This is a genomic window from Aerococcus sp. UMB1112A (assembly GCF_030230715.1).
In the GTDB taxonomy this organism is placed as follows: domain Bacteria; phylum Bacillota; class Bacilli; order Lactobacillales; family Aerococcaceae; genus Aerococcus.
The window spans coordinates 16,051-32,590 of sequence record NZ_JASPDS010000003.1 but is presented as its reverse complement, the minus strand read 5'-3'; the positions used below and the strand labels follow the sequence as shown (position 1 = coordinate 32,590).

16 protein-coding genes and 1 pseudogene are annotated in these 16,540 nt (G+C 48.7%); 12 read left to right on the top strand and 5 right to left on the bottom strand.

Annotated elements, in window-relative coordinates:
• The first annotated feature begins 254 nt into the window (after positions 1-254).
• The 6 genes from QP860_RS02350 to QP860_RS02325 all read left to right on the top strand — a co-directional run bounded on the left by QP860_RS02350 (position 255) and on the right by QP860_RS02325 (position 4,339).
• Positions 255-989 (top strand): YaaA family protein, encoded by a 735-nt coding sequence (locus QP860_RS02350; RefSeq protein ID WP_284912101.1) that lies wholly within the window; start codon positions 255-257, stop codon positions 987-989.
• Complete coding sequence (locus QP860_RS02345; RefSeq protein ID WP_067974915.1) at positions 989-1,291, top strand: hypothetical protein; 303 nt, start codon at positions 989-991, stop codon at positions 1,289-1,291. The genes QP860_RS02350 and QP860_RS02345 overlap by 1 nt, the downstream gene beginning before the upstream one ends.
• 250 nt (positions 1,292-1,541) lie before the next feature.
• Positions 1,542-1,754: a FeoA family protein gene (locus QP860_RS02340; RefSeq protein ID WP_067974918.1), complete on the top strand. Its 213-nt coding sequence runs from the start codon at positions 1,542-1,544 to the stop codon at positions 1,752-1,754.
• Between the two features lie 18 nt (positions 1,755-1,772).
• Complete coding sequence (locus QP860_RS02335) at positions 1,773-1,994, top strand: FeoA family protein (protein WP_067974923.1); 222 nt, start codon at positions 1,773-1,775, stop codon at positions 1,992-1,994.
• Between the two features lie 7 nt (positions 1,995-2,001).
• Complete coding sequence (gene feoB / locus QP860_RS02330; protein ID WP_502869807.1) at positions 2,002-4,143, top strand: ferrous iron transport protein B; 2,142 nt, start codon at positions 2,002-2,004, stop codon at positions 4,141-4,143.
• A 1-nt stretch (position 4,144) separates the two neighbouring features.
• Positions 4,145-4,339, top strand: a complete 195-nt coding sequence (locus tag QP860_RS02325) for a hypothetical protein (RefSeq protein WP_284912099.1) — start codon at positions 4,145-4,147, stop codon at positions 4,337-4,339.
• A 114-nt stretch (positions 4,340-4,453) separates the two neighbouring features.
• On the opposite strand, the gene brnQ is transcribed toward QP860_RS02325, so the two are convergent.
• From brnQ to QP860_RS02300, 5 genes are all read right to left on the bottom strand, one after another.
• Complete coding sequence (brnQ, locus tag QP860_RS02320) at positions 4,454-5,764, bottom strand: branched-chain amino acid transport system II carrier protein (protein WP_070616608.1); 1,311 nt, start codon at positions 5,762-5,764, stop codon at positions 4,454-4,456.
• Between the two features lie 274 nt (positions 5,765-6,038).
• The gene (locus QP860_RS02315; RefSeq protein ID WP_070616610.1) at positions 6,039-6,581 is read right to left on the bottom strand and encodes a glutathione peroxidase; all 543 of its coding nucleotides are present in this window, start codon (positions 6,579-6,581) and stop codon (positions 6,039-6,041) included.
• A 68-nt stretch (positions 6,582-6,649) separates the two neighbouring features.
• On the bottom strand, positions 6,650-7,216 hold the full coding sequence (locus tag QP860_RS02310) for an NADPH-dependent FMN reductase (RefSeq protein ID WP_070616612.1): 567 nt from the start codon (positions 7,214-7,216) through the stop codon (positions 6,650-6,652).
• 12 nt (positions 7,217-7,228) lie between these two features.
• Positions 7,229-8,296 (bottom strand): LLM class flavin-dependent oxidoreductase, encoded by a 1,068-nt coding sequence (locus QP860_RS02305; protein WP_284912098.1) that lies wholly within the window; start codon positions 8,294-8,296, stop codon positions 7,229-7,231.
• 2 nt (positions 8,297-8,298) lie between these two features.
• Complete coding sequence (locus QP860_RS02300; RefSeq protein ID WP_284912097.1) at positions 8,299-9,348, bottom strand: LLM class flavin-dependent oxidoreductase; 1,050 nt, start codon at positions 9,346-9,348, stop codon at positions 8,299-8,301.
• Positions 9,349-9,491: 143 nt separating this feature from the next.
• Here QP860_RS02300 and QP860_RS02295 point away from each other — a divergent pair, with 143 nt between their 5' ends.
• The 6 genes and pseudogenes from QP860_RS02295 to QP860_RS02270 all read left to right on the top strand — a co-directional run bounded on the left by QP860_RS02295 (position 9,492) and on the right by QP860_RS02270 (position 16,462).
• Positions 9,492-9,941, top strand: a complete 450-nt coding sequence (locus QP860_RS02295) for a pyridoxamine 5'-phosphate oxidase family protein (protein ID WP_070616618.1) — start codon at positions 9,492-9,494, stop codon at positions 9,939-9,941.
• A 12-nt stretch (positions 9,942-9,953) separates the two neighbouring features.
• Entirely contained in the window at positions 9,954-11,381 is a 1,428-nt protein-coding gene (locus QP860_RS02290) for a DASS family sodium-coupled anion symporter (RefSeq protein ID WP_284912096.1), read from the top strand.
• Between the two features lie 38 nt (positions 11,382-11,419).
• Positions 11,420-12,286, top strand: coding sequence for a PPK2 family polyphosphate kinase (locus QP860_RS02285; RefSeq protein ID WP_070616622.1), 867 nt, complete (start codon positions 11,420-11,422; stop codon positions 12,284-12,286).
• Between the two features lie 227 nt (positions 12,287-12,513).
• Positions 12,514-13,743, top strand: a complete 1,230-nt coding sequence (locus tag QP860_RS02280; RefSeq protein WP_070616623.1) for a quaternary amine ABC transporter ATP-binding protein — start codon at positions 12,514-12,516, stop codon at positions 13,741-13,743.
• Positions 13,736-15,490 (top strand): annotated as a pseudogene (locus QP860_RS02275) (ABC transporter permease/substrate binding protein). The gene QP860_RS02280 and the pseudogene QP860_RS02275 overlap by 8 nt, the downstream one beginning before the upstream one ends.
• Before the next feature lie 93 nt (positions 15,491-15,583).
• Positions 15,584-16,462 (top strand): glycine betaine ABC transporter substrate-binding protein, encoded by an 879-nt coding sequence (locus QP860_RS02270; protein ID WP_284910612.1) that lies wholly within the window; start codon positions 15,584-15,586, stop codon positions 16,460-16,462.
• Positions 16,463-16,540: the final 78 nt, after the last annotated feature.

The window sequence follows — 16,540 nt, the reverse complement described above, 5'->3', positions numbered from 1 at the left end:
TGTATCCTAGCACAGCTCAAAATAAACATGCAAATAAAAACAATCATGCAAATATCGTTATTTTTTCTACTGCTAGAGGAAAGTTTGTTTTTAAGCAAAAAGTCCTTTAAACTGGGCTTTATAGCCTGGGCTGATTATCAGCCAAAGCTTGCTTCAACGATCGCTGCAAACAATATTGTATTGGAAGAGATGGTCGGGTGGACAGGGAGGACGTCATCAGGCATAATAGATCTTGATTGAAGGAGGCGTTCGCTATGAAGATTATCTTATCCCCAGCCAAAGAGCAGGATCTTTCTCATCCTCTAGCCGAGGATTGGGACCTGTCTGCTAAGAGTCAACAAATCGTTGACCAGGTGAAAAGCCTGGAAGGGGGCGAGCTCCAAAAAGCTCTTAAACTGTCAGACAAGCAAGTTGGTCCGGTTCAGGAGATGATAGCGGCTTTTGACCAGAAGACGACTTATCCAGCCATCCAGCTTTATCATGGACTAGCTTTCCGGCAATTTGACTTAGAGGATTTGACCGCCAGCCAGGAGGATTATCTCGCAGACCATGTCGTGGTTCTTTCCGCTTTGTATGGTCCTATTAGCGCTTTTACTCCGATCAAGGCCTATCGTTTAGACTTTACCATGCCCTTGCGGATCGATGGTCAGTCCCTGCGCCAATATTGGAAGGGAACTTTCGACCAGGCCTTTCAACCAGGCGAAGTGGTGGTTAATCTTGCGAGTCAAGAATATGCCAGCATGCTCCAAGTTGATCGTTATGACTGGCTTGAGGTCGAATTCTGCCAATATCGCCAGGGCAAATTGAAGAAGGCCCCGTCTGCTACCGCCAAGAAATTACGGGGCAAGATGGCTAATGCCTTGGTCCACGACCAGGCAGAAAGTATCGAAGCACTTAAGACTTTTCAAGCGGAGGGCTTTACTTATGCCCCGTCAGCTTCTAAAGAAGGGCTTTTAGTCTTTATCCAAGACGAGGAGGATCAGACCTGATGAACTATCAGAATCCCTACCGGAAGAAAGTCAAGAACAGCCACCTTTTGTTGGTTTCCTGCCAGGTCTGCAAGGCCGATTTAGCGATTTACTATAAGGTAGGGCGGGGTAACCTGATCAAACTCCAGGTCCACCGCATCCACTCGGCTAACTTCCCCCTCCAGCCTCTAGCTAAAGCCTTGAACTGTCCGGAATGTGGCCAACAAGTCGCTTCCTTAGCAGATTACAAGGGGAAGCCCTGCTACTTTCTCTTCCGGTCTTTAACCACTAGCCGTCGCATCTCCAGCCACGACCTGGCTTAAGTATTCTTAATTACTCAAAATAGATTAAAAAGGACTGAGCAATTTGTCTTAGTCCTTTTTACTTGTGATTCAATTTTCAAATTGTTATTCTTTTATTCTGTTTCCTTACAAAATACTGACAAATCAAACTTTTATCCTGTCAAATCTTTCTCTAAAAAAGAAAATTATGGTAGACATGAATAGGGTATCAGGCATAAAATAGTTAAGTGATGAACATGTAACTGAGAATTAGAATCAATGAGAGGCGCATATGTATTTAGCCATGTTAACAAAAGGAGAGACAGGAACGATCGCTCGTCTAGTCGGTTCCAAGCAAATTGTGAAACGTTTAACGGACCTGGGCTTCGTACCCGGAGCTGAAATTACGGTACGAAACGAACTAGCGGGGGATTTGATTGTGGACTTGAAAGGGACTCGCCTGGCCTTGAATCGCTCTATGGCCATGCATATCCTGCTTCGCTAAAAGGAGAGAAAGTAAGAGATGAAAACCTTAGACCAAGTAACATTGGGAGAAAGTGTTCGGGTGAAGGGCGTCCATGCTGAAGGGATCTTAAGGCGACGCCTCCGGGATATGGGACTGACCAAGGGGGCCCAAGTGACCCTGCGGAAGTTGGCACCCCTTGGCGACCCTATGGAATTGACCGTTCGGGGCTATGAGTTGAGTTTGCGGAAGAAAGATGCCGCATGTGTTGAAGTGGAATAAGGAGTGAATGATGACGGTTAAATTGGCATTGGCCGGTAATCCGAATACCGGCAAGACAACCCTTTTTAATGCATTGACAGGATCGAATCAGAGAGTGGGCAACTGGCCGGGAGTAACGGTCGAGAAGAAAGGCGGAGCGCTCAAGGCCGATAGCTCGGTCTGGTTAGAGGACTTGCCGGGGATTTACTCCCTGTCTCCCTATACTTCGGAAGAGTTGATTTCTAGAAATTATATCTTGGAGGAAGACCCTGACCTGATCTTAAATATTGTGGATGCTTCCAGTCTTGAACGCAACCTCTACCTCACCACCCAATTGACAGAAGTAGGGATTCCGGTTGTCGTGGCCCTCAACATGATGGATATTGCGGAGAAACGCGGCATCCAAATTGATAGTCAGCGTCTCAGTGAGGCATTGGGCTGTTCGGTAGCCCCTATCTCGGCCCTTAAATGGACCGGGGTCGCTAAATTGACGGAAGCAGCAATTGTCCGCGCTGAAGAAAAGCTTCCTTACCAACCCCCTAAAAAATACCCCCACCGAGTCGAGAAGGTGATTGGTGAGATTGCTGAGATTATAGACGGACAGGTGCCGGCTGACCGCCTGCGCTGGTATGCGATCAAGACTTTTGAACGCGATACAGAAGTGGTCGAAGGACTTGACCTATCCGATGACCAAGCCAAGTCAATCGAAGCGCTTATCGACCAGCTGGAGAACGCCTATGATGACGATTCAGAAGGGATTATGGCAACGAGCCGCTATGAATGGATTAGCCAGATGATTGCCGACTGTGTCCAAGAAGAAAGCCAAGAGGAGTTGAGCTTGACTGACCGAGTGGATGCCATCGTCACCAACCGCTTCCTGGCCTTGCCCATTTTTGCGGGTGTGATGTATTTGGTTTATTATTTAGCCGTTTCGACCATTGGTAAGCAAGGGACAGACTGGGTCAATGACCAGGTCTTCGGCGAATTTGTCCCTGAACACCTGGGCGGGCTCTTGGCGAGTCTAGGCGTGTCGGACTGGCTACAAGCCTTGATTATGGACGGGATTGTGGCTGGTGTGGGGGCTGTCCTAGGCTTCTTACCGCAGATGATGGTGCTCTTTATCTGCCTAGCCTTCTTGGAAGACTGCGGGTATATGGCCCGGATTGCCTTTGTCCTCGACCGGATCTTCCGTAAGTTCGGCTTATCTGGGAAGTCTTTCATTCCCATCTTAGTTTCGACCGGTTGCGGGGTTCCGGGTATTATGGCGGCGCGTACCATTGAAAATGACAATGACCGCCGCTTGACCATTATGACGACGACCTTTATCCCTTGTGGAGCTAAGTTACCGATTATTGCTCTGATTACGGGGGCCTTCTTCCCCCATGCCGACTGGGTGGCCCTATCGACTTATTTTATGGGGATTGGCGCCATCGTTCTCTCAGGGATTATGCTCAAAAAGACCCGCTGGTTTGCGGGGGATCCGGCACCCTTTGTTATTGAACTGCCAAGCTACCACCTGCCGAGCTTAAGCGGGGTCTTGCGGACAGTTTTTGAACGGACCAAAGCCTTTGTCAAAAAAGCCGGCACTATCGTCCTCTTGTCAACTGTGATGATTTGGGCCCTGCAGAGTTTCGACTGGCAGCTGAACTTGGTGGAAACAGGAGACTCTATCCTGGCGAGTTTGGGCCGTGTCTTAGCACCTCTCTTTGCGCCCTTAGGCTGGGGTGATTGGCGGGCTGCTGTGGCTTCAGTAACTGGTCTTTTAGCCAAAGAAAACTTGGTAGGGACTTTCGGCATTCTCTTTGGCTATGCGGAAGCTGCTGAAGATGGGGCAGAGTTCTGGCCCCAACTGTCCCAGGCCTTTACACCGATTGCTGGTTATTCACTGATGACCTTCAACTTGCTCTGCGTGCCTTGTATGGCAGCTGTGGGGGCCCTACGTCGGGAGATGATGGACGATAAAATGACTCTTTTTGCGGTGATTTACCAGTGCCTCCTAGCCTACGGTGTTTCGCTGATGATCTACCAGTTCGGGACTTGGTGGACAACCGGTCACTTTGACGTTTGGACAGCCATGGCTTGCCTGACTTTAGCAGGTATGGTGTACATGGTCTTCTTCAAGCGTCCATACCAAGCCAAGCCTGCCTTGGCTCATTTAAGGAGGGTTTAATATGGGAGATATTTTAGTCTTGCTGATCCTTATTCCGATCATATTCTATGCTGGACGCACCGTCTATCAAGAATTTCACGGCCAAGGTCCCTGTGCCGCCTGCGCCTTTAAGCGAGAAGGTTGCGCCGGCTCCTGCAAGCCAATCAAAAAGGCCAAAACAAGCGGTCAGACCTCTTACTATTGCAAGTTAAAATAGCTGAAGCTACAGACCCAAAATAAGTGAAGGAAGTACTTATATCCATCATTTGAGCCTTATAGTTACAGAAGCATAAAAAATGCCAAGTCATTTAATCGACTTGGCATTTTTGTTTTAAGCTGGGCTTTGGCGACCTTGCCAATAGGCGTAGAGAGTGCAGGCGAGTGCACAGAGTAGAGAAGGCAGGAACCATTCCAAACCGTATTGGCTAAGGGGAAGCTGGCTGATAAAGTTTAAGATCGGCTCTAGCTTCAAGGTCTCGAAGTAACGGCCTAAGATGGCTAGGGCTTGGACTAAACCAATCAAGCCTGCACCGATGACCGCTCCAGTATAAGTGGCATTGTATTTAATGTGACGGTCGAAGAGTGAGAAGATGATCAGGACCATCACGATCGGATAGATCAGGGTCAATACAAAGCTGGCAAAGTCAATAATCCGTGTTGTTCCTACTAAAGAAATCACGAATTCAATAGCCACACAGGTCAGTGTCACTGCCTGGTAGGTCCAGCGTCCCTTGGATTGCCCCACGAAGAAGCTGGCACAGGCGGAGGTGATCCCCACGGCCGTAGTTAAGCAGGCCAGAGTCACGCAGACCCCCATGATGAGATTGCCATAGGGGCCGAGAATTTGCGCTACAGTCCCGGTGAAAACGACGGTCCGGTCATCCGCTATGGTAAAGAGGCTAGAGACCGTTGAGCCTGCGTAAGTGAGCGACAAGTAGACGACCGCTAAGAGGGCAAAGGCGACGATCCCAACTAGGACACCGGCCTTCATTTGAGTCTTCTTATCTGTATAGCCCCGCTGCTTCAGTTCAGACATGACCACGCTGGCAAGAATCGAAGCGGCTAGAGCATCCATGGTCTGGTAACCCTCCCTAAAGCCATAAGCGAAGGTATGGTCGATTTGACTGGCTTGGGGGGCGCCTACAGGATTAATAATCGCTGAGATGACGAGAACCGTTAGAATGATAATAATAGCTGGTGTCAGGTACTTCCCAATATTGTTGATCACCTTACTTGGATTGAGGGCTAAATAGGCCGTCAAGGAAAAGAAGATCAAAGAAGTGATCCAAATTGGGGCGTCGGGCCAAAGCGATTGGACGAAGACCTCATGCGTTGTGGCCCCGGTCCGCGGTACGGAGAAGAGGGGGCCAATCAGAACTACTGAGATCCCAGCAAGGATAATTCCAAATTTAGGATGGACTCGCCGTCCTAAATCATCCGCCCGTCCCCCCAGGGCTATGGTCACGAGGACCCCCAGGATGGGGAAGAGAGGGTCTGACATCAGAAAACCAAAGGCAGCATTTAACCAATTCTCGCCGCCCAGAACGCCTAGATATGGCGGGAAAATCAAATTTCCAGCGCCAAAGAAGATGGCAAAGAGGGCGAAACCAATAATAATAATGTCTTTTGTTTTTATATTCATTATAACAATCTTTCTATTTATGATGGTACCTATGATAACACAAAAAATTAACGAATGAGAGAGTTTTACCAAATTTATTTAGAAAATTTCCACAAATGATCAGTTTTTGCTTATTTATTGTTTCAATTGTCCTTACAAATCGACAGTGATTGCTTTGCTGTTTGACTGACCGAATTATGGAAAAATTCGAACAAAACATGAGCCCTGAACGCCTAAAGAGATCTGAGATTAGATCCCTTTAGGTGTTTCAGGGCTTTAAAATATCATTGAGAACCTACAAGAGGCTTTGGATATGTTGGCCGAGTTTTTTGAGGGAATGGCTGGGCTCGTAGCGGGCGACGACTTGGCCATTGCGGTCAACCAGGAATTTGGTGAAATTCCACTTGATATCTGGATTCTGCTGGTAGTTCTTATCCTGAACTTTGAGCATAGCGGCGAGGGCCAAGCCCTTAGCTGACTTACCGAAACCATGGAAAGCTTGCTGGCTCTTAAGATAGCGATAGAGGTCTAATTGGTCGGGACCATTGACTTTAGCCTTCTTCATTTGAGGGAATTCGGTTTGGTAGTTTAACTGGCAGAATTCTTGGATATCCTGGTCAGATCCGGGCGCCTGGTCTTTAAATTGATTGCAGGGGATATCGATGATCTCTAAGCCCTGGTCGTGATAGTTGTCATAGAGCGCTTGAAGGTCTTTATACTGACCAGTGAAACCACAACGGGTGGCTGTGTTGACGATTAAGAGGACCTTGCCTTTGAGCTCTGCTAGGTCTAAGGTAGTCCCATCTGGACGCTCGACAGAATAATCATAAATGGTCATAGCTTTAATTCCTCCTCACTTATATTATAGAGCACTTGCTGGCTTTATAAAATGATTCGCTCATGATTTTAAAAACCGAATTTCTCATCTTCCTTGCGCAGAATTTCTTGGTAGGTCTCGGCTAGGACCATGGTTTCATCCACCAGGTCCTTGATGCGGAAGAGGACGTCATCATTGTGGATCTCGTCGATACCGAAGTCGCGATCGTTGAGATAAACATAGCGGGGAGTCACATTAGCCTTCATATAATTGAGGATGGGCTTCAATTGGAGCTCTGGAATGAGGTAGTGGCGGTTAGAGCCAGAAGAGGCGATGATGCCCACTGTTTTATGTTCCAAGCCTTTTTGGGGGAGGAGGTCAAAGACATTCTTCAGGCTGGCAGGGATGGAGGCTTGGAAGATGGGAGTGCCGATGAAGAGCACATCGGCGTCCATGACAGACCGGGCGACAGTTTTAGTATCCCCCTTGTAGTCTAGGAAATTACGCCCATCCGCGAAGACCATGTCCAGTTCCTTGAGGTTGAGATAGTTTAGCTTGTGGTCGCCGTAATGGTCTTGGAGTTCTTGGTAGAGGGCTTTAGTGGCAATTTCTGTTTTGCGGCCCACATTGGAGCCGGAGAGTACGAGTATATTCATGCTTTATCCTTTCTATTGGCGGGTATATTTCTTGACGGTAGGGATGACTTTCTCACCTAGGAGGTCGATCATGCGGCGGATATCATCCATGGGAATGCCGCCAAAGTCGATTTGAGCGGTATAGCGTTGGTTGTTGAAGAGCTCATGCTGGTAGAGGATTTTATCAATAATAAGCTCAGGGTCGCCCACATTGAGGGAGTCTCGGTAGTCCTTAGCCTGGGCAAAGAGCCGCTTGTCAAAGCCAGTGCCATTAGCCTTGCGCATGCCTTCGTCCAAGTGTTTGTAGTAGTTTTTGAAGGCGGTGTTCTGGTCTTCGTGGATGTACATGAGGCCAGAAGTGGTCACAGGCATAGCCTCTGCATCAAAGCCTTTTTCATGGAGGACGGACCGGTAAATATCAATGGAATGTTTGAAGTATTCGGAAGATCCACCAAGGGTCGTAATGTACATAGGGACCCCTTTAAGGCCGGCTTTGATAGCGGAGTCTGCGGGGCCACCAACTGCCCGCCAGATGGGGAGGCCTTCTTTAGACCGGGGGAGGACCCGGGCTTTATCGAGGCTAGGGCGGAATTGTCCGGACCAGGTGACCTCTTCTTCTTCGTTAATCTGGAGGAGGAGGTCTAATTTTTCTTCGTAGAGGGCTTCATAATCTTTGAAGTCATAGCCCAAGAGTTCAAAGAGCCCGATGCGTGAGGCCCGGCCTGCGACAATTTCCATCCGACCACCGGACAGTAAGTCAATGGTCGCCGCATTCTCATAGACGCGGACGGGATCGGAGGTGGAAATAATGGTCGCAGCGGAAGCAATGCCAATCGTGTCCGTTGCTTGGGCGATGGCAGAGAGGATGATCATATGGGCCTGGGAGATGAAGTATTCTTGGTGGGATTCGCCTAGATGGAAGATATCTACCCCGGCATCTTCAGCTAACTGGGCCATTTCAATGAATTGTTGGAGCCGGTTTTCGGGACTGACCCAGTCTCCTGTATGGGGGTTGGGCATATAGTCACCTAGGCTGTAGAGGCCAAATTCAAGGCCCTGGCTGCGGTCAATTTGTGGGATAATATGTGGATTGTTTGTCATTTTTATGCTCCTTTTTGCGTGTATTTTTTCACAACGGGTAGGACCTTCTCAGCGAAGAGGTCCAGAGTCTGTCTGATACTGTCCATACTTTGGCCGCCAAAATCAATCTCACCATTGAAACGTTGCTGGCCAAAGAGCTCGTATTGCATGAGTAATTTATCGATAATAAGCTGGGGCTCTCCGACCGTCGTGATGCTCTTAACCGACTGGCCCTGGGCAAAGGCCCGCTTGGAGAAGGGCTGGCCGTTGGTTTTCCTGAAACCAGCGTCCAAGTGGGGCCAGAAGTCGCGGTAGGCCTGGTCTGTGCTTTCGCGCAGGAAGAGAAAGCCGCCTGTTTGCACAGGGAGTTTGCTTGGGTCATGACCGTATTCCTCGGCGGCATCACGGAAGACCTGAATCCGCCGCGCATAGGTCTGGGCTGCTCCAGCCAGATGGGCTTGGTAGATCGGCATGCCTAACTTGCCGGCTTCATAGGCTGAAGCATCTGAATTCCCGATGGCCCGGTAGATGGGTAGGCTGCCCGCTGCAAAAGCTTCGGGCAGGATGGCCTGGTCCCTAAGTTCAGGTCGGAAGTCGCCAGACCAAGTGATCCGATCCTTATGCCTTAGTTCCCAGAGCAGGCGGATTTTCTCTTCGAAGAGGGCATCGTAGTCTTTGTAGTCATAGCCAAAAAGATCGAAGGAGCCCACGCGAGAAGCGCGGCCAGCGACGACTCCCATCCGCCCCTTAGAGATGAGGTCAATGGTCGCTGCATCTTCATAGACCCGGACAGGATCGAGGACCGAGAGGGTAGTGACGGCTGAGCCAATCTTGATGGAATTTGTTTCCCTAGCAATGGCTGATAGGATAATGAAATTGGATTGGGAGACGAAATAATCTTGGTGGGATTCTCCGACCTGGAAGGCATCGAAGCCTGCATCTTCAGCTAATTTGGCGAGTTGAATCAGTTCTTCTAGCCGTTCAGCTGCGCTTAGCTTCTTTCCGCTAATTGGATGAGGCAGGTGGTCACCTAGACTATAGAGGCCAAATTCGAGGCCTGCTTGCTTGGTCATCTGTATGCTCCTTTCGCTAAATATTCACTATCATTATAGAGGAATTTATTTCGAAAGTGAAACAAATAGTTTTGGCCGGAAAGATTAGGGGATTGGCAAAGCTTTTGTTATAATAAAGAAAACGCTTAAAGGAGTGGTAAATAATGGATGCAACTGAAATTCTAAGAATACTCGAGGAGGATATGGGTGTTGGGATCTTTGCTACCGTCGATGCTGAGGGGAAACCGCATGCACGGCCCATCCATATTGGCTTAGCTAATGACAAAGGGATATTCTTCATGACTAGTCCCAAGACTAAGTTTTACGAGCAGTTATCGGCCAATCCCAACCTAGCTATCGCGGCCTTCCAGACCGATGATTACCTGGTTCAAAGTATCCGGATTGAAGGCAAGGCTCGAGAAATAGGACGAGATAAATTGGCAGAAGTCTTATCCAATAATCCTTTCGTTGACCAGGTTTATCCTGATCAAACCGACCGCGATGATATCCAAGTCTTCCAGGTCTATGAGGGCCAAGGTTTCTATCATAGCCTGAGCCAAGGACACAAGTATGTCTTTGAACTTCCTGGCGATGGACCTGCCAGAGACCTCTAGGAGGTGGAGACAATGACCTCTTCCAACAAAAGGAGCTTGCAGGCCTGGCAGAGCTGGGCCATCGTCCTGGGAGTCAGCGCAGGGATTTACTTCTTTCCCTGGCGGCCTGGTGATTTAAGGCCAGAAGCCCTGCATATGCTAGCTATCTTTGTGGGGACCATCTTGGGGATCATCCTCAAGCCCCTCCCCATGGGGGCAGTAGCTATGATTGGCTTGGCAGCGACTCTTGTGACAGATACGGTGCCGAGTGCAGAGGCTTTTTCCGGTTTTTCATCTAAGAGTGTCTGGTTGGTGGTCATGGCTTTCTTTATCTCTAAGGCCATCATTAAGTCAGGGCTGGGCCAGCGGATGGCTTACCGCTTTATTCAAGTTTTTGGGAAAACAACCCTGGGCTTGACCTATGCCCTCTTAGCTGTAGACTTGGTGCTCGGTTCAGCCACACCGTCCTCTACAGCGCGAGCAGGCGGTGTCATGGCACCGATAGCCCAGGCATTGGCCCGGTCTTATGACTCTTACCCCCATGAGGCTTCTCGCAAGCGGATTGGAGCCTATCTGATGAATTGCCTCTACCACGGTGATTCGATAGTAGCCATCTTCTTCCTGACGGCTGGCGCGACTAAGCCACTGGCCCAGGCCATTGCGGCTGACTTCGGGATTGAAATTACTTGGATGAATTGGTTCTTGGGAGCTCTGGTTCCCGGCGCTATTTCGCTTCTAATTGTTCCCTTGGCTTTTTTACTCTTATCACCACCGGAACTTCGGGCTACTCCCCAGGCTGCTCAAATGGCCCAGGAGGAATTGGAAGCCCAGGGGCCCCTATCCAGGGATGAGAAGTGGACAGGAGCGATTTTTGTCCTAGCTTTAGTGCTCTGGGTAACGGGATCCTGGCACTTCTTGGATGCAACTTCAACGGCTGTATTAGCTGTGGCCTTCTTACTCCTCGTAGGGGTTCTATCCTGGCAGGACATCTTAGGGGAGACGGGAGCCTGGAATACCTTGTCCTGGTTTGCTGTCCTGATGATGATGGCCGAGCAGTTGAATAGTCAAGGCTTTATTCCTTGGTTCAGTGAGCGTGTGGCAGGAGCCCTTGCTGGCTATTCCTGGCAGTGGGTCTTTGTAGCCCTCTGTCTCTTGTACTTTTACAGCCACTACTTCTTTGCCAGCTTGATTGCCCATGTGACCGCCATGTATCCGGCTTTCTTAGCCGTGGCCCTGGCTGCCGGAGCGCCTCCCCTTTATGCTGCCTTGATGCTAGCCTATGTAACGAATATTTGTGCCTCGACCACCCACTATGCCAGTGGTCCGGCTTCGATCATCTTTGCAACTGGCTATGTGACCCAGGGCGAGTGGTGGCGCAACGGAGCCGTGATGGGGGTTATTTACCTCCTCATTTGGCTAGGTATCGGGAGCCTATGCTTTAGCTTGATGGGCTGGCTTTAGTAAGTTGAAGCTTGAATGATTTAATAAGGAGGATACTGATGACACTTGACGACTATAAATTAACGGGGCAAGAGATTCATTTGGCCGATTATCCTTGCCATGTTTTATCAAAAGAAGATGATGAGAAGCTTAAGGACAGTCTTTATGAGGACCTGGTGCCTGACCTTGTGGACTGGCACAACCGGTTGACAGCCGAAGGGACGCGCGGCGTTCTGATTGTCCTCCAAGCCCTGGATGCAGCAGGCAAGGATGAGATTATTCGCTATATCTTCTCAACGCTACAGCCCCAGGCCCTCAAGGTGACTTCCTTCCAGAAGCCATCCGATAACGAGAAAGCCCACGACTATCTCTGGCGGATGCATGAGGGCCTACCTGCGCGGGGGGAGATTGCCATTCTCAACCGGTCCTATTATGAAGATATTATTGCCCCTCAGATCCACCAATCCTTAGATTCCGAGGAGCAACCGGAAGAAATTAAGGCTGACCCTGAGCTGATCAACAAGCGCTATGAACAGATCAAGGGCTTTGAAGATTATCTGACAGCTAACGGCTTTCCTGTTCTAAAACTCTTCTTTAATATGTCCAAGGATACCCAACGCGATCGCTTGTTGGAGCGAATTGAGAATCCTAAGAAGAATTATGAATTTTCACTTTCCGATATTGAAGACCGCAAGCAGTGGGATCACTACCAGGAAGTCTTTGAAGGCATGCTCAACCATACGGCAACGGAAACGGCCCCTTGGTATGTGCTGCCCGCTGACAATCCCTGGCTCTCGCGCCAAATAGCCACCCAGGCCCTGATCGAAATCTTAGCCCAATTGGATCCCCAATATCCAGAATTCTCAGAGGAGGAGCGGGCAGAAATCAAGAAAGTAGCGGACCAACTCCGTCAAGGCGAAATTTAAAGCAAGTACAAATTTTGTATTTTTCAGAAAGGAAATTATGGAAACAGTTACATCTACTTTGACTTAGGGATAAGGCCTGGTAAAAGTTAAGAAAATTTAAACGTAATTGATTTTTAAAATCCATGAAAAGCCAATAATAAGACCTTCATCTTTGAAATGGGGGTCTTATTTTGTTAGGGTGGAATTATGACTGTTACTAGAAAAATCAAAAACAGGGAGGAGAACGAATGAGTTCAGTAAAAATTCGCAATCTCACAAAAATTTATGGAACGCGCGGCCAAATCGACCGGGCGAAAAAGATGCTTAATGAAGGAAAAACTAAGGAAGAAATTGTTAAAGCAACCGGTGCAACGGTTGGGGTCGACAATGCTTCCATGGATATCCATGAGGGGGAAACCTTCGTTATCATGGGACTTTCTGGTTCAGGGAAGTCTACTCTCTTACGGATGATCAACCGTTTGATCGAACCAACTTCAGGTTCCGTTGAAATCGATGGGGACGATTTGACAAAAATTTCAGCAGAAGAATTGCGCGAAGTACGCCGTAAGAAGGTCAGCATGGTCTTCCAGAACTTCGCTCTCTTCCCTCATATGACCCTCCAAGAAAATACCGAATACGGCTTGGCCGTCCAAGGGGTCGACAAGGAAGAACGCCGCAAGGTTGCTGAAAAAGCTTTAGCCAATGCTGGCTTAGCGGAATACAAGGACCAGTATCCTGACCAATTATCTGGTGGGATGCAACAGCGGGTTGGTTTAGCCCGGGCCCTGGCTAATGATCCTGAAATTCTCTTGATGGATGAGGCCTTCTCAGCCTTGGACCCGCTCATTCGTCGTGACATGCAAGATGAACTCGTTGACCTCCAAGAACGGGTGAATAAGACCATTATCTTCATCACCCACGACTTGGATGAAGCCCTCCGTATCGGGGACCGGATCGCCTTAATGCGGAATGGTGAAGTCGTTCAAGTCGGCACCGGTGAAGAGATCTTAACGAACCCAGCCAATGACTATGTGGAACGCTTCGTTGAAAGCGTGGACCGTTCCAAGGTTATTACTGCTGAGAATGCCATGAAACGTCCTGAATTTGTGATTAATATGGACCGCGAAGGCTTGCGTGTGGCCCTCAGACGGATGCAAGAGGAAGAGATTTCACAAATTATGGTTCGAGATGATTCCCAACGCTTGCGTGGTTACATCCACGATGGGGAAGCCTTAGCCTATATCCGTAAGCAAAACCAAGCAGGCAAAGACCTGAACCTAGAAGATATCCTGCATACTGACGTGCCTGTCATTGCGCCGGATGCCACCATTAATGAAACCTTCGATGCCTTGCAAGGGGCGTCGCTACCGGTATCGGTTGTCGATGAGAATGGCCGTTGGTTAGGGATTATTAACCGCCGGATGATTATCGATATTCTCTCATCAAGTGACTATGAAGGAGGTCCAGTAGATGAATAAACTTGCCTTATTTCCCTTAGACCAACTCCCAGTGGCCGATTGGGTGGAAGGAGCGACTGAGTGGATTACTAATACCTTTAGTGGTCTCTTCGATGTCCTCCAATCCCTTGGTTCCACTGTGATGGACGGCTTAACCGGCCTCTTGATGATGATTCCACCAGCTATCTTCATCATTGCCCTAGCTGTTCTAGCTTACTTTATCTCCCATAAGAGCTGGTCGCTGCCAAGCTTTGTTTTGATTGGTTTAGGTTACATCCTCAACCAAGGGCTCTGGTCTGACCTAATGAACACGGTCACCTTGGTCCTTGTATCCAGTCTGGTCTCAGTGGTGATTGGGGTACCTCTGGGGATTCTTGCTTCTAAGTATGATCCCGTGCAAAAGGTCCTCAAGCCTATTCTTGACTTCATGCAGACCATGCCAGCCTTCGTTTACCTCATCCCAGCTGTTGCTTTCTTTGGGATCGGGACGGTGCCAGGCGTCTTCGCCTCAGTCATCTTCGCCCTCCCACCAACTGTTCGGATGACCAACTTAGGGATCCGTCAAGTGCCTGAAGACTTGGATGAGGCAGCTGAAGCTTTCGGTTCGACCCCTTCACAAAAACTTTTCCAAGTGGAGTTACCGATTGCTAAATCAACCATTATGGCAGGGGTTAACCAAACCGTAATGCTAGCCCTCTCTATGGTGGTAACGGGTTCCATGATCGGGGCACCTGGTCTCGGCCGGATCGTCCTATCTTCCTTACAGAGAGCCCAAGTTGGGACAGGCTTCGTGGCCGGTCTCGGGATTGTTATCCTGGCGATCATTATCGACCGCTTGACCCTCTTTGCAACTGAAGATAAGCGTAAATAAGAATAGGAGGCAGATACGATTATGAAGAAAATTATACTTGGCATCGTGGCTGTCCTAGGTCTGGTACTTAGCTTGGGCAGTCCAGGCGCCTTCCGGTCTTCAATCTTCTCTGGAGGCGGAAGTTCAAATGGCGAATCCATTACCCTCTCTTATGTTGAGTGGGATACGGAAGTGGCTTCAACTAATGTGGTTGCTGAAGTCCTCCGCCGGGAAGGCTATGATGTCACAATTACACCTCTTGATAATGCCATCATGTGGAGTGCTGTGGCGACAGGTGAGGCTGACGGGATGGTCGGAGCATGGCTTCCCCAAACCCATGGCCCACAATTTGAACAGTATGGCGACCAAATGGAAGACTTAGGCCCTAACCTCGAAGGGGCTAAAATCGGTATGGTTGTTCCTGAATATATGGATGTGAATAGCATTGAAGATCTTTCAAACCAAGCAGGTTCTGTGATCACTGGGATTGAACCTGGTGCTGGGGTAGTTGCGGCGACAGAAGATGCTGTGGCTCAATACCCTAACCTATCTGATTGGACCGTTGAGACCTCTTCTTCCGGTGCTATGACCACTGCTTTAGGTCAAGCCATCTCTAACGAAGAAGAAATTGTCGTAACGGGTTGGTCCCCACACTGGAAATTCCAAGCCTATGACTTGAAATATCTAGAAGATCCTAAGGGCGTCTATGGTGGTGAAGAAACCATTAATACCATGGTCCGCCAAGGTTTCAAGGAAGACCATCCACGGGCTTATCAAATTCTCGACCAATTCAATTGGAGCTTGGATGATATGGAAAGCGTCATGTTAGAAATCTCTAACGGTAAGGATCCGCAACAAGCGGCCATTGAATGGATCGACGCCAATCCCGATAAAGTGGAAGAATGGTTAGCAGAATAGAAAGCTTTAGCTATTCTATTAATTGTTTTTTACCGCTTAAGACTAACTGTCTCAAGACCTCTTAGCCTTTAAGAAGGAGTTAAAAAACAAGTCATGATGAAAAAAATACTATTAGCTTTAACCGCCTTGGTCGGCTTAGTCTTCACTTTAGGGAGTGAGGGGGCCTTTAAGTCCTCGCTCTTCGATGGCGAGCTTTTCTCAGATAAAGAAGAAATCGAAATGGTTTATGTCCAATGGGATACGGAGATTGCTTCGACCCATGTGATTGCCAGTGTCTTAGAGGAAGCTGGCTACCAAGTCAAAATGACTTCAGCTGATGTTCCAGTTATGTGGGCTTCCTTAGCTTCTGGCGATGTGGATGGCATGGTGGCTGCTTGGTTGCCACAAACTCATGGTTCTTACTATGATGAGTTTGGCGACCAGATGGAAGACTTGGGCCCTAATCTAAGGGGTGCCAAGATTGGTTTGGTCGTTCCTAGCTATATGTCGGTCTCTAGTATCGCTGACTTGTCATCCGAAGCTAGCTCGACTATAACAGCGATTGAACCTGGGACAGGCGTTGTTATGGCCACTGAAAGAGCATTCGACGCTTATCCTAACTTAGGGCAATGGCAGATGGAAACCGCCTCAACGGGGGCCATGACGACTGCTCTCGGTCAAGCGATTGACCGCGACGAAGAAATTGTCGTTACAGGTTGGTCGCCTCATTGGAAGTTCCAAAGCTATGACCTAAAATACTTGGAAGATCCAGAAGGGGTCTTCGGTGGCGAAGAAACCATCAACACTATGGTTCGCCATGGTCTAAAAGAAGACCACCCACGCGCCTATCAAATCCTCGACCGCTTTGAGTGGGAGATGGAAGATATGGAGAGTGTGATGCTAGATATTGCAGATGGCACTGATCCAGGGCAAGCAGCAGACAAATGGATTGAAGCTAACCGAGACAAGGTCGATAGTTGGTTAGCAGAGTAAAGAACTCCATTCCTTTGTAAAAGAAATGCTTTAAGTGAAGCCTAGGCCTTACTTGGAGGGACTAATGATACAAATAAG